This is a genomic window from Aurantibacillus circumpalustris, from assembly GCF_029625215.1.
GTDB lineage: Bacteria > Bacteroidota > Bacteroidia > B-17B0 > Aurantibacillaceae > Aurantibacillus > Aurantibacillus circumpalustris.
Genome location: NZ_CP121197.1, coordinates 4,464,960 through 4,479,518, shown reverse-complemented (window position 1 = coordinate 4,479,518; position 14,559 = coordinate 4,464,960). Strand labels below are relative to the sequence as shown.

General features: G+C 36.2%; 12 protein-coding genes. 6 read left to right on the top strand and 6 right to left on the bottom strand.

The window, feature by feature from the left end; translation table 11 throughout:
• Nucleotides 1-8: 8 nt before the first annotated feature.
• The 5 genes from P2086_RS18465 to P2086_RS18445 all read right to left on the bottom strand — a co-directional run bounded on the left by P2086_RS18465 (nucleotide 9) and on the right by P2086_RS18445 (nucleotide 3,368).
• Nucleotides 9-236: a CcmD family protein gene (locus P2086_RS18465; protein WP_317898247.1), complete on the bottom strand. Its 228-nt coding sequence runs from the start codon at nucleotides 234-236 to the stop codon at nucleotides 9-11.
• On the bottom strand, nucleotides 229-888 hold the full coding sequence (gene ccsA, locus P2086_RS18460) for a cytochrome c biogenesis protein CcsA (RefSeq protein ID WP_317898246.1): 660 nt from the start codon (nucleotides 886-888) through the stop codon (nucleotides 229-231). Before ccsA ends, P2086_RS18465 begins: the two co-directional genes overlap by 8 nt.
• Nucleotides 889-982: 94 nt before the next feature.
• On the bottom strand, nucleotides 983-1,633 hold the full coding sequence (locus tag P2086_RS18455; RefSeq protein WP_317898245.1) for a heme exporter protein CcmB: 651 nt from the start codon (nucleotides 1,631-1,633) through the stop codon (nucleotides 983-985).
• A 4-nt stretch (nucleotides 1,634-1,637) separates the two neighbouring features.
• Entirely contained in the window at nucleotides 1,638-2,918 is a 1,281-nt protein-coding gene (gene purD, locus P2086_RS18450) for a phosphoribosylamine--glycine ligase (protein ID WP_317898244.1), read from the bottom strand.
• 36 nt (nucleotides 2,919-2,954) lie between these two features.
• Nucleotides 2,955-3,368, bottom strand: coding sequence for a hypothetical protein (locus tag P2086_RS18445; RefSeq protein ID WP_317898243.1), 414 nt, complete (start codon nucleotides 3,366-3,368; stop codon nucleotides 2,955-2,957).
• A 330-nt stretch (nucleotides 3,369-3,698) separates the two neighbouring features.
• On the opposite strand from P2086_RS18445, the gene P2086_RS18440 reads away from it, so the two are divergent.
• The 4 genes from P2086_RS18440 (at nucleotide 3,699) to P2086_RS18425 (ending at nucleotide 9,981) form a co-directional block, all read left to right on the top strand.
• Nucleotides 3,699-5,696 (top strand): T9SS type B sorting domain-containing protein, encoded by a 1,998-nt coding sequence (locus tag P2086_RS18440; RefSeq protein WP_317898242.1) that lies wholly within the window; start codon nucleotides 3,699-3,701, stop codon nucleotides 5,694-5,696.
• 195 nt (nucleotides 5,697-5,891) lie between these two features.
• Nucleotides 5,892-7,145, top strand: a complete 1,254-nt coding sequence (locus P2086_RS18435; protein WP_396127444.1) for a vWA domain-containing protein — start codon at nucleotides 5,892-5,894, stop codon at nucleotides 7,143-7,145.
• 308 nt (nucleotides 7,146-7,453) lie between these two features.
• A complete protein-coding gene (locus P2086_RS18430; RefSeq protein WP_317898240.1) occupies nucleotides 7,454-8,122 on the top strand; it encodes a metal-dependent transcriptional regulator in 669 nt (222 codons plus the stop codon).
• Entirely contained in the window at nucleotides 8,119-9,981 is a 1,863-nt protein-coding gene (locus tag P2086_RS18425) for an Nramp family divalent metal transporter (protein WP_317898239.1), read from the top strand. Before P2086_RS18430 ends, P2086_RS18425 begins: the two co-directional genes overlap by 4 nt.
• Before the next feature lie 10 nt (nucleotides 9,982-9,991).
• Here the strand turns inward: P2086_RS18425 and P2086_RS18420 are convergent, their stop codons facing one another.
• Nucleotides 9,992-12,097 carry a prolyl oligopeptidase family serine peptidase gene (locus P2086_RS18420; RefSeq protein WP_317898238.1) on the bottom strand — a complete coding sequence of 702 codons (2,106 nt, stop codon included), beginning with the start codon at nucleotides 12,095-12,097 and terminating at the stop codon, nucleotides 9,992-9,994.
• Between the two features lie 80 nt (nucleotides 12,098-12,177).
• On the opposite strand from P2086_RS18420, the gene P2086_RS18415 reads away from it, so the two are divergent.
• Nucleotides 12,178-12,924: a glycoside hydrolase family 73 protein gene (locus P2086_RS18415; RefSeq protein WP_317898237.1), complete on the top strand. Its 747-nt coding sequence runs from the start codon at nucleotides 12,178-12,180 to the stop codon at nucleotides 12,922-12,924.
• Nucleotides 12,925-13,030: 106 nt separating this feature from the next.
• Nucleotides 13,031-14,428, top strand: a complete 1,398-nt coding sequence (gene fumC, locus P2086_RS18410) for a class II fumarate hydratase (RefSeq protein WP_317898236.1) — start codon at nucleotides 13,031-13,033, stop codon at nucleotides 14,426-14,428.
• Nucleotides 14,429-14,559 lie beyond the last annotated feature (131 nt).

Genomic DNA, 14,559 nt, shown 5'->3' with positions numbered 1-14,559 from the left:
TTTTGATGTTAGCCTTTAAAAACTTTGTCTTCTATTTTTTTCACTTTACGTTCAATGTAGATTAAAAAACAAACCAAGGCTAAAAAAATAAGAGCGATTACTGCAATCACAACGTAAATTTTTCCTTCTTGTCTGAATGCATCTGCCATTTGAGGCGAGTCGTTCGTTACAACCTGCTGCGCTTGTGAGAGCAACGACACACAGATAAACAATAAACCTAGAACTTTCTTAATCATCTATTTTGTTTTTAATAAAACTAATTCTGTTTTTAATTTCGAATAACCAGTAGCTAAAAAGAATCCAGCCAATTACTGCCGGATAAAACACCATGCGCATACCATCATTTAAATCGTATTTTGCAAAAGCTGGATTTCCGCCATTTCCAGGATGCAGCGAATCTGTTAAGCGCGGAAGTATCATGATAAAAACATTCATCATCACAAAAGCAAACACATTGTACACCGCTGAAATGCGCGCACGTTTTAATTCGTCATCAATCGAAAAACGTAAAATAAAATAAGCGAGGTAAATGAGAATACTAATGGCCACTCCATTTAATTTGGGATCTTGAAAAGTCCACCAGGTTCCCCATGTGTACTTTGCCCAAATGGAACCTGTTGCCAGTCCGGGTAAACTAAAGAAGAATCCTACGCGCGCGGCATTATAAGCTTTTGAATCATTTAAAAGATCTGTTTTTGATAAAGCACGAATACTTTGAATGAGTGAAACGGTCATCATAAACAACATGGCAAACCAAATGGGCACGTGATAATAAACGTTTCTAATTGTTTCGTTGAGAATATCCAAGCGAGGCACAGTGTTTAAAAGACCCCACACCAGTGTGTAAAAAATGAGAATTACAGAAAGTATTTTATACCAGTGTTTCATCAATAGTCGATAGATGTTAGTCGAAAGAAGCTAGTCGGATAAACTCATTCGAGACTTTCGACTATTGACTTACGACTAGAATCTAAACATAGAATTAATCGCGCCAAAGATAGGGAAATAATAGGAAAGAAAGTGCCAGAGTTAAAACATTTAAAGCACCCAAAATCACAATAAAATCTAAACCAACACCGGCCCATTCGATACCATCTACAGCTTGTTTGCTCAGACGAATAACTACCAAAATAAGAGGCATTATTACTGGAAAACTTAAAATGCTCATGATGGCAAAATTGCCACTAGCTTTACTAGAAATAGCACTCATTAAGCTTAACACACCTGCTAATCCTGTAGAAGCCAAAATGAGCACAATAAAAAACAAACTCATATTTTCTACCTCGTTTTTAATAAAAAAAGCGTAAAAGAAAAATGTGATAAAACTCAAACACAGCATAAACACCATGTTGTAGAGAATTTTAGCGATAATAAATTGTTGTGGGCTGTAATGCAGAAAATTAAAGAGGGCTTGTCCGCCAGTTTCTTTTAGGAAACTTTTTCCACTGATGGTAACGGAAGTGAACAAGGTGATTACCCAAAATAGGGCGTTCCAGGTTGGTTTATCGAGTTTACCTTTAAAACACAAAGCACTTACAAAAATGGTTCCGATAACATACACCAAAACTCCGCCAATGGTTGATTTTTGGCGAAATTCAAGAAGAAATTCTTTTTTTATAAGGGCGCCTAACATTGTTTTAATACATCATTAAATCTTTCCCAATATCTTTTCTGTAATATTTGCCTTCGTATTTTATTTTTTCGGCAGTAATAAAACTCTTTTTTACAGCGTCTTCAATACTTCTTCCAAAAGAAGTAATTGCAAAAACGCGACCACCGTTGGTTAACACATTTTCATCTTCTTGTTTGGTTCCTGAATGAAAAATCAGAGAATCTCCGGCATCATTTAAACCACTTACAGTTTTTCCTTTTTCGATATCTCCAGGATATCCGCCACTTACCATCACAACCGTGGTAGCTATTTCAGGTACGGTTTCGTAATTTTTTTGATCGAGTGTTTGTGTCGCAACCCCGTTTAATAAATCTAAAAGATCAGATTTTATACGCGGAATTACCACTTCTGTTTCCGGATCACCCATTCGGCAATTGTATTCGATTACGCGTGGTTCACCATCACAATTCATTAATCCAATAAAAATAAAACCGCGGTAATCAATACCTTCTTTATTTAAACCAGCAATAGTTGGCTTCACAACTTTTTCTTCCACCTTTTTAATGAAAGCTTCGTCTGCAAATGGCACTGGACTCACAGCTCCCATTCCGCCTGTATTTAAACCGGTATCACCTTCACCAATACGTTTATAATCTTTTGCGGCTGGTAGAATTTTGTATGATTTTCCATCGGTCAAAACAAATACAGACAATTCAATACCTTTCAAAAACTCTTCAATCACCACTTTGCTTCCTGCGTTACCAAATTTAGAATCCAGAATCATTTTTTTTAATTCTGCTTTTGCTTCTTCCAGGCTATCAAGTATTAACACTCCTTTGCCTGCAGCTAAACCGTCGGCTTTTAAAACATAAGGAGGTTTTAAAGATTCTAAAAAAGCGTCTGATTCTTTGATGTTTTCTTTTGTAAAAGTAGCATACGCGGCAGTTGGCACGCTATGCTTTATCATAAACTGTTTGCTGAAATCTTTACTTCCTTCTAGTTGAGCCCCATCTTTTTTAGGTCCAATAACTGGAATATCTTTTAGTACATCATCGCTTAAAAAGAAATCGTGAATACCGTTTACTAAAGGATCTTCTGGGCCAACCAAAACCAAGTCAATATTTTTTTCCCATACCAGATTTTTGATTGCTTCAAAGTCATTTACTCCAATTGCCACATTTGTTCCACAATGCGCTGTGCCTGCGTTTCCAGGTGCAATGTAAAGATTTTCCAATAGTTTACTTTGAGCAACTTTCCAGGCAAAAGCATGCTCTCTGCCTCCTGATCCTAAAATTAAAACGTTCATAATTAATAAAGTGTAAAAATAAAAAATCCCGAAGGATTATCGGGATTTATATTTTTTAAAACGAAAGATTCTATTTCCCTTCACGCGAGACTTGGATCTCTTTCCGTTTTGCCTATCTAATACATCAGCATTATCAATTTTGCCACTTGAGCGACTTCGCGTTAATAAGTATTGGTTGGCTCTGAAGGCACTTCTTTTTGATCCAGATGATTTATACACCCACGAAGGTTGTTTTTTTCGGAATAATCTCGCTAAGCGGCCTCTTCTTCCATTATTTCCTTTTGCGAATTTATCGGCATGACCATGACTTTTGTATTGAGTAAGAATGTGGTTACCCCTTTTTTTAGTCTTTATACGTTTTTCTGTCTTCCTGCCTCCTATTTGAGAATAGCAATCAGTATAAATGGCAGATCCCAGTATAAATAAGAGTATGAAGCAGAGTTTTTTCAAATTAACAAATGAATATTCTATAATTTTTAATCTGTTTAATTACTGTGTGAAAACATATACGTGGGTATCGAACGAAGGTACGAATAATTTATGAATCAGCCTCACTTTGAGGTATTTAATAACAATCTAACACTAAGAAATTAGCAAACTTTAAATTTTAAGGAGTAAAATAAAGAGTAATTTTATTCGTTATAAGTGTTGAAAACAGTATGTTTTGGAAGAAAAGAGAGCTAAAATCAATTTTATATCATAAAAAGCACACTATAATTTCAACGAATTACAGATAATTTGAAATTTCATCTATTCATATTTATTTTTTGCATTACTAAAATGTTTGGGCAGTTAAATCCTCCCGATTTGCGTTGCCTTGAAGTATTGCCGAACGGAGATGTTAAGTTAACCTGGATTCCTCCTTCTGATCCAGGTAATCAGTTTACATCTTACGACGTTTATTTTTCGATCCTGAGAACTGGGACTTTTGCTCTTGTTTCCACGAACCTAAATTCACTAAACACAACAACATTTGTTCATACAACAACGGTGTCAACTGCACAAAGCTGTTATTATTACTTGCGTGCCAATTACGGAAGTGCACCCAATACATCTATATCATCAGATACTTTAAGAAGTATTTTTTTAAATAGTTTAACGAACACTAACAATGGTACACAGGAGTTTAAATACAACGCTATTCACACGCCTAAGTTAAGTTCCACAAGTACAAATTTAGTTTTGAATAAAGAATACCCGCTAGGTACCTGGAATATTTTAACTGCCGGTACTGGCACTCTTTATCCTGATACAATAACGGTTTGTAATGCAAAAATGAATTACCAAGTAAGCTTAGCCGATAATAGTGGCTGTGTTTCTCTATCTAATTTATTAATGGGAGATTATGTAAATATTAAAAAACCTGAAAGGCCTTATGTCGATTCTATTAGTGTGTTGTCAAACGGACAAACAGTTATTGGCTGGCAAATACCAATAGATAAGGATATTAATCAATACGACATTTATTACAATGGTGGTAATGGCGCAATAAATAGCTATATCGATAGCCTTAAGGGCAGGGAAAACACTTCCTATACGTATACTACACCAACAGCTAATTCAATAGCAATAGGGGTTTTTGTTCAGGCAAAGGATTCCTGTGGAAATGGAAGTAGTGTGAACTATCAGATACGCACCATGTTTTTACAACCCGAGTATGACCGTTGTGCCTACTCAACTAAATTAAGTTGGAATAAATACATTTGGTCAGATATTAAAGGTGTGTTTTTGGAAACAACTGGAAAATATAAAATCTACTGTTCTGTTAACAATAGCGCTTTTCAAGTGGTAGGAGAAACAAAGGATACAAATTTTGTCCACAAGGGTGTCGCACCAGGCAAGAATGTTTGTTATTTTGTGCGTGTTGTAAATGAACGGCAAACCATTACGGCCTCCTCAAATCGTACGTGTTTTTTTTCTGGTCAAGTAGACGGGCCACAATATCTTTATTTAAAAACAGCATCTGTAAAAAATGAGTCCTCTATTGATGTGGGTGTTTACGTCGACGATACAAGAAGGTATCAAGGCGTAACTATACAACGTTCAGAAACCAAAAATGATTTTAAAGAAATTGCTTTTATCCCATTTACAGGTCTTGCAAACTATTCCTACGAGGATAAAACTGTTAAGCCACATTTAAGAAGTTATTACTACAGAGCTTTAGTAAAAGATAGCTGTGGTAATCCGAGAGATTCAAGCAATGTGGCTAAAACAATTTTTCTGAAAGTACACAGTGATGAAGCGGAGATCTTTTCTAAACAACTTAGTTGGAGTGAGTACGAAGGATTTAATGGGGGAATAGCAGGTTACAATGTTTTGAGAGTTATTAATGATGATTTTAACAACGCGCTAGTAGGTACTACCGATGCCCTCACCACAACTTATACCGACAATATTGAAGGTGCAGCCTCACAAGGAGCAAAGATAGAATACGTTGTGCAGGCTGTTGAAGGAATTGGAAATATCTATGGTATACTCGAATTGAGTAGTTCTAATCCGGTGGCTGTTTATATGGAAGGGAATATTTATGTACCAAATGCTTTTGCGCCGCGAGGTGTAAATACAACATGGTTACCCATTACACATTTTATTGAAAAAACCGATTATCATGTCAGCGTTTTTAATCGCTGGGGAAAAAAAGTATTTGAAACAAACGACGATACAAAAGCCTGGGACGGCTCAAATTGTACCCCCGACGTATATGTATATTTAATCGATTACAAGAACGCTCGCGGTGAATACATGCAGATGAAAGGAAACGTGTTGCTTTTACGCTAATTAATAAAAAAGTATCGTTTAAAACTATTTACCGTTATTAAAAATGTGAGTCGTTTCTTCTCTTACATTTAGATTTTTAATATGCGTTTTTTATTACTCTCTATATTTATTTTTCTTAGTTCTTTAGGAATCTCACAAAAAAAAACCGTCCAAAAACCAGTACGAATTTTATTTGTGTTTGACGCTAGCAAAAGTATGAGCTCCAAACATGAGAATAGTACTCGCATGGACGGTGCTAAAAATCTTTTTTACAAGTTTGTAGATAGTTTAGGAAAAGATAAATCCATGCAGTTTGCGCTGCGAATGTATGGTCACACTGTAAAATATCCGCCAGGGGATTGCAAGGACAGTAAACTGGTCGTTCCTTTTGGTCCAAACAATCTTTCTCACATCAAACAAAAAGTAAGTGAAGCTAAGCCTACTGGCATAACACCTATTGAACATTCCTTAACCGAAGCTGCGAATGATTTTAAAGACAACAAAACAACCAATATTGTAATTATTATTACGGATGGCATTGAAGAATGCGGCGGTGATCCCTGCGCGGCAAGACAAAAATTAATGGCAAAAGGAATTGTATTTAAACCGTTTATTATTGGTATAGGATTGAGTCCGGAACAAATTAAAACCTTTGAATGTGTGGGAACATTTTATGATTATGATAGTGAAGAGACTTTTTCAACGATCTCTACAATCATTCAACAACAAAAACTTAACAGAACTACCACACAGGTTAATCTCTTTGATACCAGAGGTCAGCCAAAGGAAACCAATGTGAACATGACGTTTTATGATGTTGAAAGAAATCAATACAAGTACAATTATATTCACACAATGAATTACCAGGGAAATCCTGACACCTTGTTCGTGGACGATTATCCAACCTACAAGGTAATTGCACATACTATTCCGCCAACTGAAAGTAAGGAGATTAAATTATCTCCAGGTAAGCATAACATTATTCCCATAGATGCACCGCAAGGTTTTTTGGCCATTAACCGAAATCAAGGTGTTTACAATTACAATGAAAGAGTAAAGTGTGTTGTTCGTAAGACAAATGCGATGAACACACTAAACGTTCAGCCTTTGAACAGCAATGAAAAATACATTGTTGGAAATTATGATGTTGAGATTTTAACCCTGCCACGAATTTTTATCAATAAGATTACGATAGAACAATCAAAACTAAAAACAATTGATATCCCCAATGCCGGTGTGGTGCAGGTGAAGTGCCTTGAAGCAGGCGATGGAAGTATTTTATTGAACCGTGACGGAAGACTGGAGTGGGTATGTAATTTATCCACACAAACGATTCAGACTTATTATTTACAACCTGGAAAGTATGTAGCAACTTGGCGTGCAAAGGCTTTAAAAGGAAGTATTTATACGGTTGAGAAAAAATTCACGATTACATCTGATAATCAAACAGTAGTTGAGTTTTATAAATAGTACTCAATTTAAACCACAAAGAACACAAAGAAGACACGAAGAATACAAAGAAAAACTCTCACCCTTTGTGCCCTTTGTGTAGCACTTTGTCTTTGTGGTTAAATAGAACAGAAACTACGAAGAACCCTAAGTAGACACGAAGAACACGAAGAAAAACTCTCACCCTTTGTGCCCTTTGTGCAACACTTCGTGCCCTTTGTGGTTAAAAAAAGCAGAATCTTTTCGTGGTTAATCTACCTTGGTTAAATAAATATTTAGGCTCACCTAAAATTATATTTTGATTTACTTAAACATGTGTACATTTGTGCATGGAAATTTCACTCACCGAGGAAAACTACATTAAAGCAATCTTTTCGCTAAACCAGATAAACCACAAAGCTGGTGTTAGCACAAACGCGCTTTCAGAAAACCTAAACAACAAAGCTGGTTCGGTTACGGACATGCTAAAACGTCTTGCTGAGAAAAAAATTATTCACTACGAAAAATATAAAGGGGTATTCCTTACTTCAAAAGGAGAACGCATTGCTTTAGATATTGTTCGTAAACACCGTTTATGGGAAGTTTTTCTCATGGAAAAATTAAATTTTAAATGGGATGAAGTCCATGACATTGCCGAACAACTCGAACATATTAAAAGCGATGAATTGGTTGATCGTCTCGATGTGTTTTTAGGAAAGCCAAAGTTCGATCCGCACGGTGACCCCATTCCAGACGCTACCGGACATTTGAATAATGTAAAAGCGAAACCATTAACAAATTATAAAACGAAAAATATTTTTGTTTTTGTAGGTGTTACTGAACACTCTAAATCTTTTTTGCAGCATCTCACTTCGATAGGACTTAAAATTGGTGATACCATTAAAGTAGAAGAGATAAACGAATTCGATAATTCGTTTAAAGTAAAAATAAATAAAAACTCAAGTCAGTTTTTTAGTGATAAAGTAAGTTCAAATATTTTAGTTGAAATTAAAAAATGAATAAATCGTTAGAAGAAGTAAATTCAAGTGTCAGTACACAAAAGACAAGTTCTTTTCGTCGGCTCCTTGCTTTCTTTGGTCCGGCCTACATGATCAGTGTGGGTTACATGGATCCGGGGAATTGGGCTACCGACATTGCCGGAGGAAGTAAATTTGGCTATAGTTTATTATGGGTTTTGGTAATGAGCAATATTATTGCACTCTTGCTTCAAAGTCATTGCGTACGTTTAGGCGTTGTTACAGGAAAAGATTTAGCGCAAACATCGCGCGAAAATTATCCGCGTTTCATTAATCTCTTTTTATATGCTTTAGCCGAAATCGCGATCGCAGCTTGTGATCTGGCTGAGGTAATAGGAATGGCGATTGGTTTGCATTTGCTTTTTCCAGGCGTAAGTATTTTAATAGGCGTTTGTATTACGGTGTTCGATAGTTTTATCCTTTTGTTTCTATTAAATAAAGGAATAAGAAAATTGGAAGCGTTTATAATCAGTCTTGTTCTTTTAATTGGAGTTTCATTTTTTATTCAGTTACTGATTGCAAAACCAGATTTAGCAGATATAGCTTCAGGTTTAACACCTTTTATTGCAAACGACGAAGCGTTATATATTGCCATTGGGATTATCGGAGCAACCGTTATGCCGCATAATCTTTATCTCCATAGCTCGCTTGTTCAAACACGAACTTTTAAACGGACCCCAGTCGACATAAAAAAAGCTATTCGTTTTAATACCATTGATAGTGCTATTGCGCTTAATCTTGCGCTTTTTGTGAATGCAGCCATTTTAATTCTTTCAGCCGCTACTTTTTTTAAAAATGGTAAACACGATGTTGTCGAAATTCAAGATGCGCATCAGTTATTAGCGCCTATGCTGGGTAGTGCACTCGCTCCAATCTTATTTGCAGTAGCTCTTATTGCAGCCGGACAAAGTTCTACAATTACAGGAACATTAGCTGGACAAGTCGTGATGGAAGGCTATTTGAATTTACGTCTGCAGCCATGGATTAGAAGACTGATTACACGGTTGATTGCGATTGTCCCGGCATTCATCACTATTTTAGTATTGGGTGAAAGTGCTACCGGAAAACTCCTTATTTTTTCGCAAGTGATTTTGAGTCTTCAATTAGGCTTTGCAATTATTCCACTTATTCATTTTGTAAGTGATAAAAGTAAGATGGGAGATTTTGTCATACCCGCCTGGCAAAAAACGGCTTCTTGGGTATCCGCTTTGGTAATTATAGTTCTAAATATTAATCTTGTTTATGTTGAGATTTCTGATTTGTTGGTAACGAGTTCCAGTCCTATTTTGGTGAGCTTTACCATTGTACCTTTTTGTGTATTTTGTTTAATCATGTTGGTTTATATTTTGGTGATTCCATTCATTACAAAAGAAAGAAAAACAGCTGACAAAGGATTTCACACCGAGTTTACACCATTAGTATTGGATTTTGAGACTGCTTTAACTAAAATTGCTGTCACAGTTGATTTTGGTACTAGCGATAATAAGGCAATTAATAAAGCAATTCAAATGAGCAATAAAGATTCCACACTTATATTAATACATGTGCTGGAAAGTGCGAATGCCATGGTTTACGGTGAAGATGCTTTTGATCATGAACGTGAAGAGGATTACCAAAAGCTCTTGCAATACCAAAACCAACTGAAAGCAATGAACATTAAAACGGAAATTCAATTGGGTTTTGGAAATCCTAAAGTTGCGATACCAGCTCTGATAATAAAAAATAATTGCGATACGGTTGTGATGGGAACGCACGGTCATAAAACATTGAAAGATATTTTACTGGGGACTACTATTGAAGGGGTGAGGCATGCTATTAAAGTGCCTTTGGTCTTAGTGTAAAGAAATTTCTTTAAAGAGTATTTATCCCTAAATTATAAAAAACAAAACTCCACATATCGGCAAACTCATCAATTTGTTTGCTGGTTGGTTTTCCGGCACCATGTCCTGCGTTCACATCTATGCGAATGAGCATAGGTTCTTTGCTTTTATTTTTTTCTTGTAAGGTGGCTGCAAATTTAAAGGAGTGAGCTGGAACAACACGATCATCATGATCTCCTGTTAAAACCAAAGTCGCAGGGTAATTCACGTCTTTTATATTTTGTAAAGGCGAGTACTTTATCAAACAATCAAATTCGTTTTTAGTTTCACTATTACCGTAATCAACAGACCAAGCTCTTCCTATTGTAAATAAATGGAACCTTAGCATGTCTAAAACACCTACTGCCGGAATGGCAACTTTGCAGATATCCGGACGCTGTGTGATCACCGCTCCAATTAAGAGACCGCCGTTACTGCGACCATGAATGGCAATTTTATTATAGGAAGTATATTTTTTTGCAACTAAAAAATCGCATGCAGCAATAAAATCATCAAATACATTTTGTTTATTGCATTTTGTTCCGAGCTTGTGCCAATCTTCGCCATACTCGCCACCACCACGAATGTTCGGAACGCAGTATATACCACCAGCTTCTAAAAAAACTGTCCTGTCAATTCTAAATTCTGGGGCAATTGAAATATTAAATCCACCATATCCATAAACAAAACAAGGAGTTTCAGGATTCATTTTTAAATCTTTTTTCTTGGTAATAAACATTGGGACTACAGTCCCATCTTTGGTTTCAATGAAAACCTGTTCGGTTTCATACTTATCAGAATCAAATTTGCAATTAGGTTGAAAAATGAGTTTGCTTGTCCATGTTTTTGCATCTAGATAATAGGTTTGTCCTGGTGAAGTAAACATAGAAATACTGTAGATCGCAAAATCATCATTCTTATCTGTATTAAAGGCACTAAGGCGACAAAGGCCTGGAAGTTTTATTTCTCTTTCCAGCTTACCATTCAAATCATAACAATATAATTTGGAAATTACATCTTGAAAATAATTCACTAATAATTTTTTGTTGCAGATTCTCGCACCCTCCAAAGGATTTGTACTTTGTGGAATAATTGTTTTCCAGGAATCTGGAGCAGGATTTTCGTATGTGAAAGAAACGAGTTTAAATCTTGGTGCGCCTTTATTTGTAGTCATGTAAAAGGTGCTGCCAATATTATCGATTATTCTGTATTCGAATTCAAAATCACCAGATAGCATTTTAAACTCAGCTTTCGGATCTTTAAGATCTTTTACCATAAGCTTTTCGCCACTTGTGCTTTCGCTTGTACTTACAAATAAATAATTCTCGTCTTCGGTTGTGTAGGCTCCAAAATTATAATTTGGATGATCTTTGTCTTCAAAATAAAGTACATCTTTATCTTGACTTGTTCCAACTTGATGGTAATACACTTTGTGAAATTCGTTCTTCTGTGAAAGTCCGCTGCCTGTTGGTTCAGCATAACGACTGTAATAAATGCCGTTTCCTTTCCAACTCATGCCACTAAATTTTACCCATTTAATTACATCGGGAAGATCTTTTTTTGTTTCGATATCTCTAAAATGAATTTCCACCCAATCGCTCCCGGCTTTTGAAATACCATAAGCAAGCGTTTTGCCATCTTTTGAAATCGATGTGCCACTTAATGAAACTGTTCCATCATTTGAAAGTGTGTTTGGATCTAAAATAATTTCCCCTTTGTCTTCCAAGGTTTTCATACGATACATCACACTTTGATTTTGCAGTCCGTTGTTTTTAAAACAGAAAAACGAAATCCCTTTTTTAAATGGCGCTGATTCTTTATTGTAATTCCATAATTCGGTAAGTCGTGCTCTTATTTTATCTCTTGTAGGAAGCGTTTTTAAATAGGCTTCTGTTGTAACATTTTGTTGTTTTACCCACTCTTCTGTTTTCGGACTTCTATCGTCTTCCAGCCAACGGTAAGGGTCTTGGACTTTGGTTCCAAAATACTCGTCATAAACGTTTTGTTTTTCGGTTGCTGGATAAACAAAGGAGGTTTGCGCTGTTAGAGCGGTGTTAACCATCAGGGAAATAAAAAGAAGGGAGTTTAGTTGTTTCATCTTGTCAAAAATGCTTTGTTAATATGTATCTGAAGAAGTCAAAAGAGCATGCCCTTGCAGGCATATTTTTGTAAATGTAGATGATTAAAGCCAGATTTTCAATAGCGGAATCTTCTCAACGCTTTTCTTTAAGCTTGAGCGTGTTTCTTATTCTATTTTCATTTACAGCTTTTGCTCAACCACCGCAATTTAAAATTTACACTTACATCGAGAAATATAAGGATGTCGCTGTACATCAAATGGTGGAATACAAAATACCAGCCAGTGTTATCTTAGCTCAGGCAATTTGTGAGAGCAGCAGTGGCACAAGTGAATTGGCGAAAAAGTCGAACAATCACTTTGGAATTAAATGTCATGTCGGTTGGGTAGGGGATACCATTGCAAGACATGACGATACTTTAAACGAATGTTTCAGAAGTTATAAGAATATTGAACAATCGTACACCGATCATAGTTTATTTTTAGTGACTCGTCCGCGTTACGCAGAATTGTTTAAACTCTCAGTGATTGATTATAAAAACTGGTGCCTCGGATTAAAAACTGCTGGATATGCAACTGCTCCGCATTATGCAACGCGACTCATACAACTTATTGAAGAATTAAAACTTTATGAATTAGACGGTTTTGAGAGTTTAACCACAGAAGTTAGACGATTAGAAAAAGATCCGGAAATTAAAGTTTCTAAATATACTGGTCTTGGTTTTTCGGTACGTGATTTTTCGCGTGCTGGATTTTTATGGGCCGATGCTAAAGATGTTTCTATGCGAAGCCTTGATTTTGTTGTTCAAAAACAGAATGGGGTTTGTTCGGAGGTTGCAGGGAATTAGTTTATCCTCTTCTCAAAAGCTGTCCCTAAATTTTGTCATTTCATCCCAACAAACCCTTCCTACGTCCCGCAAAATTGCTACATTTATAGCTCAAAAAATTTATCATATGGATTTCAGAATAGAAACAGACACGATGGGCGAGGTAAAGGTGCCAGCTCATGTTTATTGGGGTGCGCAAACAGAACGCAGCCGTAACAACTTTAAAATTGGACCTGAAGCAAGCATGCCAAAGGAAATAATATATGCTTTTGGCTACTTGAAAAAAGCGGCTGCTTTAGCGAACACAGAATTAGGCGTGTTAGCAAAAGATAAATGTGATTTAATTGCAAAAGCTTGTGATGAAATTATTGCCGGAAAATTAGACGAACAATTTCCTTTGGTGATTTGGCAAACAGGTTCGGGTACACAAAGTAACATGAATGCGAATGAAGTGATTGCATACCGTGCGCATGTGATGAATGGTGGAAATTTAGCCGATGAGAAAAAAGTGTTGCATCCGAATGACGATGTGAACAAATCTCAATCGAGTAACGATACTTTCCCAACGGCTATGCACATTGCAACTTACAAGCAAGTAGCTGAAATTACCATTCCGGGATTAGAAAAATTACGTCATGCATTACACAAAAAAGCAGAGAGCTGGAAAACCATTATCAAAACAGGACGTACCCATTTTATGGATGCTACGCCGCTTTCCTTAGGACAAGAATTTAGTGGTTACGTGCAACAAATTGACAACAGTATTCGTGCTTTAAAGAATGCTTTAGAAATGGTTAAAGAATTAGCCTTGGGTGGAACTGCTGTGGGAACAGGCTTAAACACACCAAAAGGCTACGATGTGTTGGTTGCTAAAAAAATTGCAGAACTCACTAAACTTCCATTTGTAACGGCTCCGAATAAATTTGAAGCTTTAGCAGCACACGATGCGATGGTAGAAATGAGTGGGGCATTAAAACGCACAGCTGTTTCTTTAATGAAAGTTGCGAATGACATTCGTATGTTATCATCTGGACCACGTTGCGGAATTGGAGAAATTATTATTCCTGATAACGAACCAGGATCTTCAATTATGCCGGGTAAAGTAAATCCTACACAGCCAGAAGCAATGACCATGGTTTGCGCGCAAGTAATTGGTAACGATGTTGCCGTTTCTATTGGTGGTGCAACCGGACATTTTGAATTAAATGTTTTTAAACCAGTTATTGCGGCGAATGTACTACAGTCTGCGCGCCTTATTGGTGACGCGTGTGTGAGCTTTACAGAAAAATGTGCAGATGGCATCGAACCAAATTTACCAATGTTAAAACAACATTTGGAAAATTCTTTAATGTTGGTAACGGCATTGAACACACATATTGGTTATGAAAAAGCTGCTAAGATTGCGAAGACGGCGCACAAAGGAAATAAAACTTTGCGTGAAGCTGCAATTGAATTAGGTTATGTAACCAACGAACAATTTGACCAATGGGTGAAACCTGAAGACATGATTGGAAGTTTGAAGTAATTTTTTTTAAAAAATTAAGAAGCCCTTTCAGAGATGAGAGGGCTTTTTTTGTTTTACTAGGTTAAGGATTAAAACTTTCTACAATTTATAGCAAGGCCATTTCAAAATTAGATTTATTTTTAAATACCCAA